Annotated in this window: 13 protein-coding genes and 4 tRNA genes; 13 read left to right on the top strand and 4 right to left on the bottom strand. The window is 65.6% G+C overall.

The genetic code is table 11. From position 1 onward, the window contains the following. Window positions 1-95 precede the first annotated feature (95 nt). Window positions 96-725, top strand: a complete 630-nt coding sequence (locus GO615_RS09365) for a response regulator (RefSeq protein WP_169127256.1) — start codon at window positions 96-98, stop codon at window positions 723-725. Window positions 726-758: 33 nt separating this feature from the next. Here the strand turns inward: GO615_RS09365 and GO615_RS09360 are convergent, their stop codons facing one another. The 4 genes from GO615_RS09360 to GO615_RS09345 all read right to left on the bottom strand — a co-directional run bounded on the left by GO615_RS09360 (window position 759) and on the right by GO615_RS09345 (window position 7,459). Next, complete coding sequence (locus GO615_RS09360) at window positions 759-1,466, bottom strand: P-loop NTPase family protein (RefSeq protein ID WP_169127254.1); 708 nt, start codon at window positions 1,464-1,466, stop codon at window positions 759-761. 96 nt (window positions 1,467-1,562) lie between these two features. Then, window positions 1,563-2,318: a class I SAM-dependent methyltransferase gene (locus tag GO615_RS09355; protein ID WP_169127252.1), complete on the bottom strand. Its 756-nt coding sequence runs from the start codon at window positions 2,316-2,318 to the stop codon at window positions 1,563-1,565. A 58-nt stretch (window positions 2,319-2,376) separates the two neighbouring features. Next, window positions 2,377-5,949, bottom strand: a complete 3,573-nt coding sequence (locus tag GO615_RS09350) for an indolepyruvate ferredoxin oxidoreductase family protein (RefSeq protein WP_169127228.1) — start codon at window positions 5,947-5,949, stop codon at window positions 2,377-2,379. A gap of 103 nt (window positions 5,950-6,052) precedes the next feature. Further along, window positions 6,053-7,459 carry an FAD-binding oxidoreductase gene (locus tag GO615_RS09345; RefSeq protein ID WP_169127226.1) on the bottom strand — a complete coding sequence of 469 codons (1,407 nt, stop codon included), beginning with the start codon at window positions 7,457-7,459 and terminating at the stop codon, window positions 6,053-6,055. A gap of 175 nt (window positions 7,460-7,634) precedes the next feature. Between GO615_RS09345 and GO615_RS09340 the strand changes: the two genes are divergently transcribed. The 12 genes from GO615_RS09340 to rpoB all read left to right on the top strand — a co-directional run bounded on the left by GO615_RS09340 (window position 7,635) and on the right by rpoB (window position 16,971). After that, a tRNA-Tyr gene (locus tag GO615_RS09340) sits at window positions 7,635-7,719 on the top strand. Window positions 7,720-7,781: 62 nt separating this feature from the next. After that, a tRNA-Gly gene (locus tag GO615_RS09335) sits at window positions 7,782-7,855 on the top strand. 26 nt (window positions 7,856-7,881) lie between these two features. Then, window positions 7,882-7,956 (top strand) — tRNA-Thr (locus tag GO615_RS09330). Window positions 7,957-8,024: 68 nt separating this feature from the next. Next, window positions 8,025-9,215: an elongation factor Tu gene (gene tuf / locus GO615_RS09325; RefSeq protein ID WP_169127224.1), complete on the top strand. Its 1,191-nt coding sequence runs from the start codon at window positions 8,025-8,027 to the stop codon at window positions 9,213-9,215. 74 nt (window positions 9,216-9,289) lie between these two features. Next, window positions 9,290-9,365: transfer RNA gene (locus GO615_RS09320), tRNA-Trp, on the top strand. Between the two features lie 26 nt (window positions 9,366-9,391). Beyond that, window positions 9,392-9,739: a preprotein translocase subunit SecE gene (gene secE / locus GO615_RS09315; protein ID WP_169127222.1), complete on the top strand. Its 348-nt coding sequence runs from the start codon at window positions 9,392-9,394 to the stop codon at window positions 9,737-9,739. A 2-nt stretch (window positions 9,740-9,741) separates the two neighbouring features. Then, entirely contained in the window at window positions 9,742-10,275 is a 534-nt protein-coding gene (nusG, locus tag GO615_RS09310) for a transcription termination/antitermination protein NusG (RefSeq protein WP_169127220.1), read from the top strand. A gap of 104 nt (window positions 10,276-10,379) precedes the next feature. Further along, window positions 10,380-10,811, top strand: coding sequence for a 50S ribosomal protein L11 (gene rplK / locus GO615_RS09305; RefSeq protein WP_018987811.1), 432 nt, complete (start codon window positions 10,380-10,382; stop codon window positions 10,809-10,811). 2 nt (window positions 10,812-10,813) lie between these two features. Continuing rightward, a complete protein-coding gene (gene rplA / locus GO615_RS09300; protein ID WP_169127218.1) occupies window positions 10,814-11,512 on the top strand; it encodes a 50S ribosomal protein L1 in 699 nt (232 codons plus the stop codon). Window positions 11,513-11,745: 233 nt separating this feature from the next. Continuing rightward, the gene (gene rplJ, locus GO615_RS09295) at window positions 11,746-12,246 is read left to right on the top strand and encodes a 50S ribosomal protein L10 (protein WP_018987813.1); all 501 of its coding nucleotides are present in this window, start codon (window positions 11,746-11,748) and stop codon (window positions 12,244-12,246) included. Between the two features lie 39 nt (window positions 12,247-12,285). Beyond that, window positions 12,286-12,660 (top strand): 50S ribosomal protein L7/L12, encoded by a 375-nt coding sequence (gene rplL / locus GO615_RS09290; protein ID WP_169127216.1) that lies wholly within the window; start codon window positions 12,286-12,288, stop codon window positions 12,658-12,660. Window positions 12,661-12,837: 177 nt separating this feature from the next. Beyond that, on the top strand, window positions 12,838-16,971 hold the full coding sequence (gene rpoB / locus GO615_RS09285) for a DNA-directed RNA polymerase subunit beta (protein WP_169127214.1): 4,134 nt from the start codon (window positions 12,838-12,840) through the stop codon (window positions 16,969-16,971).

Genomic DNA, 16,971 nt, shown 5'->3' with positions numbered 1-16,971 from the left:
TTTTGCGCACGAGGGGGGAAAATGCTCCTATCATTTGCGGCACGCACCGCGTGCTATCCTCACACCTTTGTGATCGCAGCATAGCGGAGCGCCTTGTGACCCGGATTCTCATTGTCGAAGACCATGCCCTTGTCCGTGAAGCCATGGCGCAGACCCTTGCACGCCTTGAGCCCGGCGTCGAGTGTGTGGAGGCGAAGGGTTCTGAGGACGCGCTCGCCAAGCTGGAGGCCGGCGCCGACTGGGATCTGGCCGTCATCGACCTGATGCTGCCGGACCTCAACGGTTTCTCGCTGCTGGGGGTGCTCGCGAAGCGCTTCCCCGACGTTCCCACGATCGTCGTGTCCGCGCTCGACGACCCGGCGTCGATCCGGCGTGCAATGAAGGGCGGGGCGTCCGGCTTCGTCTCCAAGGCCGATTCCGGCGACACGCTGCGCGCAGCGGTGCGTTGCGTTCTGGATGGCGGTGTTTACGCGCCCGACATCGCCACGGACGCCGCCTCCAAGCGCTCGGGTGCTCCCGTGAGCGAACGCTTCGGCTTGACCGCAGGGCAGACTCGCGTGCTCGAGCTCCTTGCCCAAGGAAAGACCAATCGCGAAATCGCCGACCTGCTCGGCCTGTCCGAGGGCACCGTCAAGGTGCACATGTCGGCGATCTTCCGCGCCCTAAACGTCAGCAGCCGCGCCCAGGCGCTGATCGTCATCGCCCGCCACGGCTCGCGGCTCTGACGCGCTGCCGGCCCGCGCCAGCAGCATTTCCGCTCAATGGGGGCGCCGGTTCGCCTGTAGGCGCATCGGCATGTCGGCTGCCGACAGCCGGCCGCTCAGTTGCGGCTCGTCGATGTCGTCCGCTGCCGTTTCCGCATGTTCCATGTCCATGAGTTCGAGCACCTGTCGCGCCAGCGCGCGGCACGCGTTCGCGACCGCGGTTGGCAGGTGTTCCGGAATCTGCTTCTGCAGCAGCAGCTTGGTGCCCGATAGCGCGAGCACCGGATTGAGGATGCGGTGGCGGTACGCCCCCATCAGCTGCGCGACGCTGCGATCGACCGCCTCGCGCTGCCACGCGTTGGTCGGCCACTGCGTCGGCACCGCATAGGCGCGCGGGAACATCTCCAGGTCGCGTACGACGGTGCGAATGTCCTCATGCGACTCGCGGAAGGGCAGCAAGACGATGTCCGACATCGCGTACAGCTTGCGGTCCATCTCCGTGCGGTTGCCGCCGCCGTCGATCACGCCCAGCCAGCCGTCGAGTGAGCGCAGCTTGTCGACGACCTTGGTGAGCGCCTCGCGCGTGCGCGCGTCCGCGGTAATGTAGCGCCGCCCCGCTGGGCTCAGCGGTTCGCGCGACGTGTCGGTCAGCACGCACGCCGCGCGGTGGCCCAACAGGCCCAGCCCCTGCGACAGCATGTGCGAAAGGGTGGTCTTGCCCGTACCGCCCTTGTTACCGATCACACAGATGATTTCAGCCATGCCGGTGTTCCTCACTCGCGGCCCCCACGCCGCACGATTGCATTATCGGTTCGGGAGCTTGCGTGCAAGGGGCGAAAAAGCGCCCGGATACGCCCGCTATTTCGACGCCCGCCTGTCCGTCACGCGATACACGTACAGCCGCGTCGCCCTCCCGTCGCCGACCTCCACGACCTCGTCCGGTCTACGGCCGGGAATCGGAAAACTGTTGCTTACGACGAGCGCGCCGGGTGCGAGTTCCTGCGCTGCCTTGTTCCACACGCGCGCCATCGGGACCGGCGAAAGGAATGCATAGACGACGTCATAGGAGGCCCACGACTCCGCGAAGAAATCCCCGCGCCGGACCGAGATCCGGTCCGCCGCACGGCCGAGCAGGCGGCTCAGCAGCCACGGTGCGGGTGCGGCTTCCACGCCGTCGAAGCGGCCGTCGGGGCGCAGGCGTGCCAGCCCGCGCAGCAGCGAACCCGTGCCACTGCCCAGATCCAGCACGCGCACCGGCCGTCCGGCCGGCAACAACGCCGCCAGTGCGCCGATCGTCGCGTGGTTCGAGAGATAGAGCGGCACCTGCGTGCGGAAGCTCGTCCAGAACACCAGGAGCAGCAGCATGAACGCCGCCAGATACCACGCCGGCGCAATGTCCGCCCGCCCGGCAACGACCAGCAGCGGCGCGAACGCAGCATGGATGAGCAGCCACCAGCGCGCGCTGCGCATCGCCACCGCAGCGACCATCGCGCATAGCGCCTGCGTGCCGGCGAGGGCCCAGATGCCAGGCGGCAGCCACCCTGCGCGAGCCAGCAGGATGGCGCAGGCCCAGCCGGCAAGCTGGGCGAACAGGGCTTTGAGCGCGGGCGGCATGGCGGGGTGGGGGATGGCGCGGGAGCCCGATCATACCGCGCCCCGTGGTGCCGCCCCCTCAGGCCGCCGCGGTGATGGCCGCCTGGCGCGCACCGGTGGGCTCGCGCCAGGCGGCCAGCAGTTCGGTTCGCCTCGCCGCGGCCAGCTCCATGTTGCGCGCCTTCACATGCCCGTATCCGCGGATTTCGTCGGGGATCCGTGCGATCTCCACCGCAGCGGGCAGGCGCAGGAAGGACAGTGTCTCGAGCAGTTCGAGCACGTCGCGCTCGTATTGCACGATCAGCGCCCGCTCGGCACGGCGCTCGGCGCTGTAGCCGAAGATGTCCCACGCCGTGCCGCGCAGGTGCCGCAGCCGCGCCAGCCAGCGGAAGGCCTTCATCATGCCCGGGCCGTAGGCCTTCTTGCGCAGCCTGCCCGTGTTCGGGTCCGGCCGTGCGAGCAGCGGCGGGGCGAGATGGAAGCGCACCTCGTAGTCCCCCTCGAAGGTCGCCTCGACGCGCGCCCAGAAGGTCGGATCGGCGTAGAGGCGCGCGACCTCGTACTCGTCCTTGTATGCCATCAGCTTGAAGAGGCCGCGTGCCACCGCCTCCGTCAGGCGCAGGGGTGCGCGCTCGCCGGCCGCGCGCGCCTCGGCGGTCCGCACGCGCTCGACGAGGCCGCGGTAGCGCGCCGCGTAAGCCGCATCCTGATACGCCGTGAGCGTCTCCTCGTGCACGGCGATCAGTCCGTCGAGCGTCTCCGTCCGGATCGGAACGACCTGCGCCGGCTCCAGCACCCGCGCAACCGTTTCCGGCTCGGCCGCGGCGCGGCGCCCCCACGCGAAGGCCTGCGTGTTCATCGCGACGGCGACCCCGTTGAGCTCGATCGCCCGCAGCAGCGCGGCGCACGTGACGGGCACCATGCCTTTCTGCCATGCATAGCCGAGCAGGAAGGCGTTCGTCGCGATGGCATCGCCCATCAGTGCCGTGGCGATCCGCTGCGCATCGATGAAGTCGGCCGCCGGTTGCGCGGCGCTGTCGCCGACCGCCTCGCGGATCGCGCGCTCCATGCGTTCGATCGGGAAACTCCAGTCGGGATTGCGTGCGAACTCCGAGGTCGGCGTCTCCGCGGTGTTGATGATCGCGCGCGTGCGCCCGGCCGCCATCTTCGCCAGCGCCTCGACGCTCGCCGTCACGACGAGATCGCCGCCGATCACCGCCTGCGCCTCGCCCGCCGCGATGCGCACCGCGTGCAAGTCCTCCGGTCGGTCCGCGACGCGGATGTGGCTGAACACCGAGCCGCCCTTCTGCGCGAGCCCGGTCATGTCCAGCACCGTCACCCCCTTGCCGTCGATGTGTGCCCCCATGCCGATCAGCGCGCCGATCGTCACCACCCCCGTGCCGCCCACGCCGGTCACGAGGATGCCGAAGGGCGCAGTCGTTCCCGGCAGCTCCGGTTGCGGCAGCGCGGCGATCCATGTGTCGTCCGTCGCCTGCGCACTGCCCTTGCGCAAACGCCCGCCCTCGATCGTGATGAAGCTCGGGCAGAAGCCCTTGAGGCACGAGAAGTCCTTGTTGCATGCCGACTGGTCGATCTGGCGCTTGCGCCCGAAGGGGGTCTCGACGGGCACCACTGCCATGCAGTTCGACTGCACCCCGCAGTCGCCGCAGCCCTCGCATACCGCCTCGTTGATGAACACGCGACGTGCCGGATCGGGGTAGGTGCCACGTTTGCGCCGGCGCCGCTTCTCTGCCGCGCAGGTCTGGTCGTAGATCAGCGCCGTGACCCCCGGAGAGGCGCGCAGCTCGCGCTGCACGGCGTCCAATTCGTCGCGGTGACGCAGCGGCACGTGGGGGATGTCCGACGGTCCGTAATGGCGTTCGGTGCCGTCGGTCACCACGACGATGTTGCTCACCCCCTCGGCCTGCAGCTGGCGCACGATCTTCGGCACCGTAAGTCCGCCGTCCAGCGGCTGTCCGCCGGTCATCGCCACCGCGTCGTTGAACAGGATCTTGTAGGTGATATTCACGCCCGCCGCGACCGCCTGGCGGATCGCCAGCAGGCCGGAGTGGAAGTAAGTGCCGTCGCCGAGGTTGGCGAACACGTGCGGCTCGTGCGTGAACGGCGCCTGCCCGACCCACGGCACGCCTTCGCCCCCCATCTGCGTGAAGGTGCCCGTGCGCCGGTCCGGCATCCACGTCGCCATGTAGTGGCAGCCGATGCCGGCCACTGCGCGGCTGCCCTCCGGCACGTTCGTCGACGTGTTGTGCGGGCAGCCGGGGCAGAAGGTCGGCACCCGGTCGATCGCGAAGAAGCGCTCCGACAACGCCTTCTCCTTCTCCTGCAGGAAGGCGAGTCGCGCCTCGATCCGCGCCGACGTGAAGAAGCGTCCCACGCGCGCCGCAATCACCCGCGCGATCATCGCCGGCGTCAATTCGCCCGCGGCCGGGAGCAGCCATTCGCCGTGATCGACGCCCCCGCCTTCCTGGGGGATCATCGCCCACTCGCCCTTCTCGTCGAACTTCCCGACCACCCGCGGGCGCACGTCTTCGCGCCAGTTGTACAGCTCCTCCTTCAGCTGGTACTCCAGCAGCTGGCGCTTCTCCTCGATGACGAGGATCTCGTCCAGTCCCTCCGCGAAGCGCCGCACCCCCTCCGCCTCCAGGGGCCACACCATGCCCACCTTGTACAGGCGGATGCCGATCTCGGCCGCCAGTGCCTCGTCGATGCCCAGGTCGTCGAAGGCCTGGCGCACGTCGAGATACGACTTGCCGCAGGTGATGATGCCCAGCCGCGGCGCCGGCGAGTCGATCACGATGCGGTTGAGCCCGTTGGCGCGGCAGTACGCCAGCGCCGCGTACAGCTTGTAGTGCAGCAGGCGCTTCTCCTGCACCAGCGGCGGATCCGGCCAGCGGATGTTGAGTCCGTCGGGCGGCAGCGCGAAATCGGTGGGGATCGCGACCGCCACGCGGTGCGGATCGACATCCACCGACGCCGAGGTCTCCACCGTGTCGGCGAGCGCCTTGAACGCCACCCAGCAACCCGAATAGCGCGACAGCGCATAGCCGTGCACGCCGAAGTCGACGTACTCCTGCACCCCGGCGGGCGCCAGCACCGGCATCATCACCGCCTTGAAGAAATGGTCGGTCTGGTGCGGCAGCGTCGAGGACTTCGCCGCGTGGTCGTCGCCTGCCACCACCAGCACGCCGCCATGCGGCGAGGTGCCGGCCGCATTTGCATGGCGGAACACGTCTCCGCTGCGATCGACCCCGGGCCCTTTGCCATACCACATCGCGAACACGCCGTCGTACTTCGCCTGCGGCGACAGGTTTACCTGCTGCGTGCCCCACACCGCGGTGGCCGCGAGATCCTCGTTCACGCCCGGCTGGAAGACGATGTCGTGGCTGGAAAGATGCGCCTTCGCCTTCCACAGCGTCTGGTCCAGCCCGCCCAGCGGCGAGCCCCGGTAGCCGGACACGAAGCCCGCGGTCTCCAGTCCCGCGGCCCGGTCGCGTTCCTTCTGGATCATCAGCAGGCGCACCAGCGCCTGATAACCCGTCAGATACACGCGCCCCGAGGTCTGCGTGTACTTGTCCTCGAGGCTGACGTTCCTCACCGTCGCTGCGTCGCTGCGGGGATCGGCTACGGCCATGGCGACTCCTTGCGCAAGAACTGCGTTTCCGGAACACCGCGCGGACAGGTCGCCGCGAACCGGTCCAGCCTAGTCGCTCGCGCCGGGCATGGCAATGGGGTGTTCAGCGCGCGGGCACGACCTTGCCCGGATTCATCAGGTTGTCTGGATCCAGCGACAGCTTCAGTGCCCTCATCGCACCGACTGCGGCGTCGCCATGCTCGGCGACGAGGAAGTCCTGCTTGCCGAAGCCGATGCCATGCTCGCCCGTGCAGGTTCCGTCCATCGCCAGTGCGCGCTCGACGACCTTGCGGTTGAGCGCCTCCGCGCGCGCGATCTCATCCGGACTCTCCGGATCGACCAGGATGACCGTATGGAAGTTGCCGTCCCCGACATGCCCGACGATGGGCGCGATCAGGCCGCTCGCGGCGATGTCCTCGCGTGCGCCGGCGATGCACTCGGCAAGCCGCGAAATCGGCACGCACACGTCGGTGGTGACGCCACGGCAACCGGGACGCAGATTGATCGACGCGAAATACACGTCGTGGCGCGCCGCCCACAGCCGGCTGCGGTCCTCGGGGCGCGTCGCCCACTCGAAATCCTGGCCGCCGTTCTCGCGTGCGATCTCCTGCACCGTCTGCGCCTGCTCCTCGACGCCCGCCGCGGAGCCATGGAACTCGAAGAACAGCATCGGCGCCTCGCGCAGGCTCGTCTTGCTGTAGCGGTTGATCGCCTGCACCGTCAGCGTGTCGAGCAGCTCGATACGCGCCACCGGCACCCCGAGCTGGATCGTCTGGATCACCGTGCGCACCGCATCATCGACGTCCGGGAACGCGCACACCGCCGCCGACACCGCCTCCGGCAGCGGATGCAGGCGCACGGTGAGCTCCGTGATCAGTCCCAGCGTGCCCTCCGAGCCGACCATCAGCGCCGTCAGGTCGTAGCCCGCCGAAGACTTGCGCGCGCGACCGCCGGTGCGGATCACGCGCCCGTCCGCGAGCACCACCTCCAGCGCCAGCACGTTGTCGCGCATCGTCCCGTAACGCACCGCATTCGTCCCCGAGGCGCGCGTCGATGCCATTCCCCCGAGGCTCGCATCGGCGCCGGGGTCGACCGGGAAGAACAGCCCCGTGCCATGCAGCGCCGCGTTGAGCTGCTTGCGCGTGATGCCGGGCTGCACCACCGCATCCATGTCGTCGCCATGCACGGCCAAGACCCGGTTCATCTGCGAGAAATCGACACTGAGTCCGCCATGCAGCGCGAGCACGTGCCCCTCGAGCGAGCTTCCGACCCCGAAGGGCACGACCGGTACGCGATGCGCGTGGCACGCGCGCGCGATCTCCACGACCTCCTCGGTCGTGTGCGGCCACACCACGGCGTCCGGCAGCATGTCCGGGAAGTGCGACTCGTCGTGCCCGTGATGCGCACGCACGGCCGCCGCAGTCGAAAAGCGCTCCCCGAAACGGGCGTGCAGCGCCTCGATGAAACTGGCGGGTAGCGGCGTGTGCGAACCGGGGGCGGGATGCGTCATTGCTTCGACTCCATCAAAAGGATGTGCGCCATCTTCCCCCATTTCCATCTCAGGCGGCACGACGCGTCGCCGCATCGCCACCCGTGCCGGCACGCCCAAACCTTGCCCTCTGAAAAAAAGTTCAAATGATGTTTGACACGCAAGAAATGATCCCCTATAGTGCGCGTCTCCGTTTGGAGGGGTTCCCGAGCGGTCAAAGGGATCAGACTGTAAATCTGACGGCACTGCCTTCGAAGGTTCGAATCCTTCCCCCTCCACCAAGTTTTCGACCGGCTCGAAATTCGAGTCGGTTAGGGTGTAAAGCGTTTCGTCTGCGTTGTATGCGGGTGTAGCTCAATGGTAGAGCAGAAGCCTTCCAAGCTTATGACGAGGGTTCGATTCCCTTCACCCGCTCCAGGCTTGGTGCGCTAAGGTTTTACGGAGCCCATGTAGCTCAGTGGTAGAGCACTCCCTTGGTAAGGGAGAGGCCACGTGTTCAATCCACGTCATGGGCACCACGGTTTTTCGTGTTGTTGTGGTCGATCTGTTCGGTCCGGTTTTCTGAATCTGTCAAAGAGGTACTGGCATGGCTAAGGGTAAGTTTGAGCGGACGAAACCGCACGTAAACGTTGGGACGATCGGCCACGTTGACCATGGCAAGACGACCCTGACCGCAGCGATCACGACGATCCTGTCGTCGAAGTTCGGCGGCGAGGCGAAGGCCTACGACCAGATCGACGCAGCGCCGGAAGAGAAGGCGCGCGGCATCACGATCAACACGGCGCACGTCGAGTACGAGACTGCCACGCGTCACTACGCCCACGTCGACTGCCCGGGTCACGCCGACTACGTCAAGAACATGATTACCGGCGCCGCGCAGATGGACGGCGCGATCCTGGTCGTGTCGGCCGCTGACGGCCCGATGCCGCAGACCCGCGAGCACATCCTGCTTGCCCGTCAGGTCGGCGTGCCGTACATCATCGTGTTCATGAACAAGTGCGACATGGTCGACGACGAGGAGCTGCTCGAGCTCGTCGAGATGGAAGTGCGCGAGCTGCTGTCGAAGTACGACTTCCCGGGTGACGACATTCCCATCGTCAAGGGCTCCGCGCTCAAGGCGATCGAAGGCGACAAGGGCGATCTGGGCGAAGGCGCCATCATGAAGCTGGCTGAGGCGCTGGACAGCTATATCCCGACCCCGGAGCGCGCGATCGACAAGCCCTTCCTGCTGCCGATCGAAGACGTGTTCTCGATCTCGGGTCGTGGCACCGTCGTCACGGGTCGTGTCGAGCGTGGCATCGTCAAGGTTGGTGAAGAAGTCGAAATCGTCGGCATCAAGCCCACGGTCAAGACCATCTGCACCGGCGTCGAAATGTTCCGCAAGCTGCTCGATCAGGGCCAGGCGGGCGACAACGTCGGCGTGCTGCTGCGCGGCACCAAGCGTGAAGATGTGGAGCGTGGTCAGGTCCTGTGCAAGCCGGGCTCGATCAAGCCGCACACCCACTTCACGGGCGAAGTGTATGTGCTGTCGAAGGAAGAGGGTGGCCGTCATACCCCGTTCTTCAACAACTACCGTCCGCAGTTCTACTTCCGTACGACCGACGTGACCGGTTCGATCGCGCTGCCGGAAGGCACCGAGATGGTCATGCCGGGTGACAACGTGTCGATCACGGTCAAGCTGCTGGCCCCGATCGCCATGGAAGAAGGTCTGCGCTTCGCGATCCGCGAAGGTGGTCGTACCGTTGGTGCCGGTGTCGTCGCCAAGATCATCGAGTAATTGCGGCTGAAAACCGAAGCAATTGCCTGATCGAAGGCGTCCTGCGAGTCGGGGCGCCTTGTAGTCTCTGCTGCAGGGGTATAGCTCAATTGGCAGAGCGTCGGTCTCCAAAACCGAAGGTTGGGGGTTCGATTCCCTCTGCCCCTGCCACTCATTTCCGGGTTTTCAATATCTAGATGGCCGATAAGATCAAGTTCGCGCTGGCTCTCGCCCTGCTCGCAGCCGGCGTGGTCGGCTTTTATCTGCTTTCCGAGCAGGCGATGGTGTTGCGCGTGCTGTCGGTGCTTGCCGGCGTGGCTGCAGGTGCGGCTGTCGCGTGGCAGTCCGAGCCGGGGCGCCGTTTTGGCGAATTCGCGCGCGAGGCGATCACCGAGGCGAAGAAGGTCGTATGGCCTTCGCGCAAGGAAACCGTGCAGACGACCGGAATGGTGTTTGCCTTCGCCGTGGTGATGGCAGTTTTTCTGTGGTTGACCGACAAGAGCCTCGAGTGGGTGCTCTACGACCTGATTCTGGGCTGGAAGTGATCATGACGAAGCGCTGGTACGTGGTGCATGCCTATTCGGGCTTCGAGAAGTCTGTCCAACGCGCGCTCGTCGAGCGCATCGCTCGCGCGGGGATGCAGGATTCCTTCGGGCAGATCCTCGTTCCCGTCGAAAAAGTCATCGAGATGAAGAGTGGCCAGAAGAGCATCTCCGAAAGGAAGTTCTTCCCCGGCTACGTGCTCGTCGAGATGGACATGAACGACGAGAGCTGGCATCTGGTCAAGTCCACGCCCAAGGTTACCGGTTTCGTCGGCGGCACCGCGAACAAGCCCACTCCGATTTCCGAAAAGGAAGTCGAGAAGATCATGCAGCAGATGCAGGAAGGCGTCGACAAGCCCCGTCCGAAGGTGCTGTGGGAGATGGGCGAAGTCGTGCGCGTCAAGGAAGGCCCGTTCACCGACTTCCACGGTTCCGTGGAGGACGTCAATTACGACAAGAGCAAGCTGCGCGTGATGGTGACCATCTTCGGTCGCGCCACGCCGGTCGAGCTGGATTTCAGTCAGGTCGAGAAGACCTGATGCAGGTGGGCCGCAAGGCCCGCAGTTGCCCGCTTCGTGCGGGCGAAAGCGAGGAGCGTCGGCTGCGGCCGGCGCGCTTGTACTCATACTAGGAGCTAGCCGCGATGGCAAAGAAAATCATCGGCTATATCAAGCTGCAAGTGCCAGCTGGTAAGGCCAACCCCAGTCCCCCGATCGGCCCTGCGCTTGGTCAGCGCGGTCTGAACATCATGGAATTCTGCAAGGCGTTCAACGCCAAGACCCAGGGCATGGAGCCGGGTCTGCCGATTCCCGTGGTGATCACCGCGTACGCGGACAAGAGCTTCACCTTCATCATGAAGACCCCGCCTGCGACGGTCCTCATCAAGAAGGCTGCCGGCATCAAGTCCGGTTCGGCCAAGCCGCACACCGACAAGGTCGGTTCGATCACGCGTGCGCAGGTCGAAGAGATCGCCAAGGCCAAGATGCCTGACCTCACCGCTGCGAACATGGACGCCGCCGTGCGTACGATCGCCGGTTCCGCACGCAGCATGGGCATCACGGTGGAGGGTCTCTGATCATGGCTAAGCTTTCGAAACGAGTTCAGGCGCTGCGCGCCAAGGTCGACCGCAACCGCGTCTACCCCGTCGCCGAGGCCCTCTCGCTGGTGAAGGAATGTGCGACCGCCAAGTTCGACGAATCGGTCGATATCTCGGTCAACCTCGGCGTCGATGCGCGCAAGTCGGACCAGGTCGTGCGCGGCTCCGTCGTGCTGCCCGCTGGTACCGGCAAGACCGTGCGCGTGGCCGTGTTCGCCCAAGGCGACAAGGCTGAAGCCGCCCGTGCTGCTGGCGCCGATGTCGTCGGTTTCGACGACCTCGCCGAGCAGGTCAAGGGCGGCACGATCGACTTCGACCTCTGCATCGCCACGCCCGACGCCATGCGCGTCGTCGGCCAGCTGGGCCAGATCCTCGGTCCGCGCGGCCTGATGCCGAACCCGAAGGTCGGTACCGTGACCATGGACGTCACCACCGCGGTCAAGAACGCCAAGGCGGGTCAGGTGCAGTACCGCACCGACAAGGCCGGCATCGTGCATGCCACCATCGGCCGCGCATCGTTCTCGATCGAGGCGCTGCAGCAGAACCTCGGCGCACTCGTCGAGGCTCTGCAGAAGGCCAAGCCTGCCGCATCGAAGGGCGTTTACCTGCGCCGCGTCGCCGTGTCGAGCACCATGGGTGCCGGCGTGCGCGTCGAGCCGTCGAGCATCACTGCAGCCTGATCGGGCTGCACAAAGAACTTTGGGACGCCCCGCGCGCAAGTGCGGGGCGGATCGTCAAAGACCGCAGGTGTGGTCGCTTCGGCGACCGCTTAAGCATCCCCGGATGGCCTGCGCAGACGGTGTGCCCAGAACAGGATTCTGGCCGATTCGTCGGCCGCGCTCCTGATCCAGGTCGCCGTGGGTGCGAACCGCGAATTGCGGTTCGTGTGTGGACTTGAAAGGAGGAAAGACCTGTGGGTCTCAATCTCGATGACAAGAAAGCCGTAGTGGCAGAGGTGTCGGCACAGGTGGCCAACGCTCAGACCATCGCGGTGGCCGAGTATCGCGGCATTGAAGTGGGTGATCTCACTGTGCTGCGCGCGAAGGCCCGCGAAGCTGGCGTTTACCTGCGTGTGCTGAAGAACACCCTGGTGCGCCGTGCGATCGCCGAAACCCCGTTCGCCGGGTTGTCGGATCAGCTGACCGGTCCGCTGATCTATGGCATTTCGGAAGATCCGGTTTCCGCAGCCAAGGTGCTGAACGACTTCGCCAAGGGCAACGACAAGCTGGTGCTCAAGGCCGGTTCCTACGCGGGCAAGACGCTCGACAAGGCCGGCGTGCAGGCGCTCGCGTCGATCCCGAGCCGCGAAGAGTTGCTCGCCACGCTGCTGGGCGTCATGCAGGCGCCGGTTTCCGGCTTCGCTTGCGCGATGGCCGCCCTCGCCAAGAAGCGCGAGGAAGAGGCAGCTGCCTGACCGTTTTCCGAAAAAGTTTCGATTTAGGAGTGATTTGACATGGCTATCAGCAAAGAAGACATCCTCGAAGCCGTTGGCTCGATGACCGTTATGGAACTGAACGACCTCGTGAAGGCGTTCGAAGAGAAGTTCGGCGTGTCGGCTGCCGCGATGGCGGTTGCTGCCCCGGCCGGCGGCGCTGCCGCTGCCGTCGTTGAAGAGAAGACCGAATTCGACGTCGTCCTGCTTGCCGCCGGCGACAAGAAGGTCGAAGTGATCAAGGTCGTCCGCGCCGCCACCGGCCTGGGCCTGAAGGAAGCCAAGGACCTCGTCGATGGCGCCCCGAAGACCGTCAAGGAAGGTGCCCCGAAGGCCGACGCCGAGGCGATCAAGAAGCAGCTCGAAGACGCTGGCGCGAAGGTCGAGATCAAGTAATACCGAGTTGTCTCTCGGGGCTGGCGCTCATCCGGGCGCCAGCCCTTTCGTGCTTTGTAAATCCAAGAAGCCAGAACCCAGCGCGAGATATGGTGTCCACTAGCCTATCGCCTGGCCCGACCTCCTCGGGGCGCTGTGTTCTGTCTCTTTGACGTCCGACCTCTACCCGGAGCATCCATGGCGTATTCCTACACCGAAAAGAAACGTATCCGCAAGAGCTTCGCCAAGCGCGCGGCAGTGCTGAACGTACCTTTCCTTCTCGCCACCCAAATCGAGTCGTTCGCCTCGTTCCTGCAGGCTGAAACGCCGCCGATGACGCGCCTGAACCAGGGTCTGCAGGCCGCTTTCACGTCGATCTTCCCGATCGTCAGCCACAGCGGGAACGCGCGGCTGGAGTTCGTGCAGTACATGCTCGGCGAGCCGGCGTTCGATGTGACCGAGTGCCAGCAGCGCGGCCTGACCTTCGCGTCGCCGCTGCGCGCGCGCGTGCGTCTGGTGATTCTCGATCGCGACGCGCCCAAGGAGACGGTGAAGGAAGTCAAGGAACAGGAAGTGTACATGGGCGAGATTCCGCTCATGACCTCCACCGGGTCGTTCGTCATCAACGGCACCGAGCGCGTCATTGTGTCGCAGCTCCACCGTTCCCCCGGCGTGTTCTTCGAGCACGACCGCGGCAAGACGCACTCTTCGGGCAAGCTGCTGTTCTCGGCGCGCATCATCCCCTACCGTGGCTCCTGGCTCGACTTCGAGTTCGACCCGAAGGACTGCCTGTTCTTCCGCGTTGACCGTCGCCGCAAGATGCCCGCGACCATCCTGCTGCGCGCCATCGGCATGACGCCGGAGCAGATCCTCGAGACCTTCCACGATTTCGACACGTTCCATTTCAAGGGTGAGGAGATCGCGTTCGAACTCGTGCCCGATCGCCTGCGCGGCGATGTCGCGAAGTTCGACATCACCGATACCAGCGGCGGGATCATCGTCGCACGCGACAAGCGCATCACCGCCAAGCACATCCGCGAGCTCGAACAGGCCGGCATCAAGACCATGGTCGTGCCTGAGGACTTCATGCTGGGCCGTATCGTCGCGCGCAACGTCGTCGATCCCGAGACCGGCGAACTGCTCGCACGCGCCAACGACGAGATCACCGAAGACCTCCTCGGCAAGCTGCGCGACGCCGGCGTCAAGGATCTGCAGACGCTGTACGTCAACGACCTCGATCGTGGTCCCTACATCTCGCAGACGCTGCGCATCGACGAGACCGCCGACCAGTGGGCGGCGCGCGTCGCGATCTACCGCATGATGCGTCCGGGCGAGCCGCCCACCGAGGAAGCCGTCGAGGCGCTGTTCCAGGGGCTGTTCTACTCGGAAGAGCGCTACGACCTGTCGTCGGTCGGCCGCATGAAGTTCAATCGCCGCGCCTACCCCGAGAAGATCGAGGACAAGGCGCCGGGCTGGCTCAAGCGCTTCTACGAGACCGTTGGTGCCCGCGGTGAAGAAGGTCCCGCAACGCTGTCCAACGAGGACATCCTCGCGGTGATGAGCGTGCTGGTCGAGCTGCGCAACGGGCGTGGTGAAATCGACGACATCGATCACCTCGGCAACCGGCGCGTGCGTTCGGTCGGCGAACTCGCCGAGAACCAGTTCCGCGCCGGTCTCGTGCGCGTCGAGCGCGCCGTCAAGGAGCGCCTGTCGCAGGCCGAATCCGACAACCTGATGCCGCACGACCTGATCAATGCCAAGCCGATCTCGGCCGCGATCAAGGAGTTCTTCGGCTCCAGCCAGTTGTCGCAGTTCATGGACCAGACCAACCCGCTGTCCGAGATCACGCACAAGCGCCGCGTCTCGGCGCTCGGCCCGGGCGGTCTGACGCGCGAGCGTGCCGGCTTCGAGGTGCGCGACGTGCACCCGACGCACTACGGCCGCGTGTGCCCGATCGAGACGCCGGAAGGTCCGAACATCGGCCTGATCAACTCCCTGGCGGTCTACGCGCAGACCAACCGTCACGGCTTCCTCGAGACGCCGTATCGCAAGGTTTCGGACGGCAAGGTGACCGACCAGATCGACTTCCTCTCGGCGATCGAGGAAGGCCAGTACGTGATCGCCCAGGCGAACGCCGATATCGGCGACGACGGCACCCTGCAGGGCGACCTGGTTTCGTGTCGTCACAAGGGTGAATTCACGCTGGCGACTTCCGACCAGGTCCAGTACATGGACGTCGCGCCGGGGCAGATCGTGTCCGTTGCGGCCTCGCTGATCCCGTTCCTCGAGCACGACGACGCGAACCGTGCGCTGATGGGCGCGAACATGCAGCGTCAGGCCGTGCCCTGCCTGCGCCCGGAGAAGCCGCTGGTCGGCACCGGCATCGAGCGCACCGTGGCGGTCGACTCGGGTACGGCCGTGCAGGCGAAGCGTGGCGGCGTGGTCGACTACGTCGACGCCAACCGGATCGTGGTGCGTGTCAATGACGACGAAACGCTCGCGGGCGAAGTCGGCGTCGACATCTACAACATGATCAAGTACACGCGTTCGAACCAGAACACCAACATCAACCAGCGTCCGATCGTCAAGGTCGGCGACCTCATCGGCAAGGGCGACGTCATCGCCGACGGCGCCTCGACCGACCTCGGCGAGCTCGCGCTCGGCCAGAACATGCTGGTCGCCTTCATGCCGTGGAACGGCTACAACTTCGAGGACTCGATCCTCATCTCCGAGCGCGTCGTCGCCGAGGACCGCTTCACCTCGATCCACATCGAGGAGCTGACCGTCGTTGCGCGCGACACCAAGCTCGGGCCCGAAGAGATCACGCGCGACATCGCGTCGCTCGGTGAAGCACAGCTGTCGCGTCTGGACGAGTCGGGCATCGTGTACATCGGTGCCGAAGTGGATGCCGGCGACGTCCTGGTGGGCAAGGTCACGCCCAAGGGCGAGACCCAGCTGACCCCCGAAGAGAAGCTGCTGCGTGCGATCTTCGGCGAGAAGGCTTCCGACGTTAAGGACACCTCGCTGCGCGTGCCGTCCGGCATGAACGGCACCGTCATCGACGTGCAGGTGTTCACCCGCGAGGGCATCGAGCGTGACAAGCGCGCGCAGTCGATCATCGACGACATGCTGCGCAGCTTCAAGACCGACCTTGCCGACCAGATGCGCATCGTCGAGCGCGATGCGTTCGCGCGTATCCGCCGCCTGATCACCGGCCAGAAGGCCAATGGCGGACCGAAGAAGCTCGCCAAGGGTGCCGAGATCACCGCCGAGTACCTCGATTCGCTCGAGTTCTACCACTGGTTCGACATCCGCATGGCGGACGAAGAGCTGGCGACCCAGCTCGAAGCGGTCCGCGAGGGCCTGGAAAAGACCCGCAAGGACTTCGAGCAGGCATTCGAGATCAAGAAGAAGAAGCTCACCCAGGGCGACGAACTGCCCCCGGGCGTGCAGAAGATGGTCAAGGTCTACCTCGCCGTGAAGCGTCGCCTGCAGCCTGGTGACAAGATGGCGGGTCGTCACGGTAACAAGGGTGTGGTGTCGCGCATCGTCCCGGTCGAGGACATGCCGCACATGGCCGACGGCACGCCGGTCGATATCGTGCTGAACCCGCTGGGCGTTCCGTCGCGTATGAACATCGGCCAGATCCTCGAGACCCATCTCGGCTGGGCCGCAAAGGCACTCGGCAACCGGATCGGGCAGATGGTGCGTGCGAACACCGCGGCCGCGGAGATTCGCGATCTGCTCGAGCAGGTCTACAACACCAAGGGCCATCCCGAGGACCTCGCCAGCCTCGACGACAAGGAAGTCGTCGAACTCGCCTCGAACCTGAGCAAGGGCGTGCCGTTCGCGACCCCGGTGTTCGATGGCGCGAAGGAAGAGGAGATCGAGGCCATGTTCGCCCTCGCGGGCATCGAGTCCGGCGGGCAGGTCACGCTGTTCGACGGCCGTACCGGCGAAGCCTTCGACCGCAAGGTGACGGTCGGCTACAAGCACGTGCTGAAGCTGCACCACCTCGTCGATGACAAGATGCACGCACGCTCGACCGGCCCGTACTCCCTCGTTACCCAGCAGCCGCTGGGCGGCAAGGCGCAGTTCGGTGGCCAGCGCTTCGGTGAAATGGAAGTGTGGGCGCTCGAGGCCTACGGTGCGGCCTACACGCTGCAGGAAATGCTCACCGTGAAGTCCGACGACGTCACCGGCCGTACCAAGGTGTACGAAAGCATCGTCAAGGGCGAGCACAAGATCGACGCCGGCATGCCCGAGTCCTTCAACGTGCTGGTGAAGGAAATCCGCTCGCTCGCGATCGACATCGATCTGGACACGTACTGA

The organism is Aromatoleum evansii, from assembly GCF_012910805.1.
GTDB lineage: Bacteria > Pseudomonadota > Gammaproteobacteria > Burkholderiales > Rhodocyclaceae > Aromatoleum > Aromatoleum evansii.
Note: the sequence above shows the minus strand (reverse complement) of the source record. Positions and strands in the feature narration are given on the sequence as shown.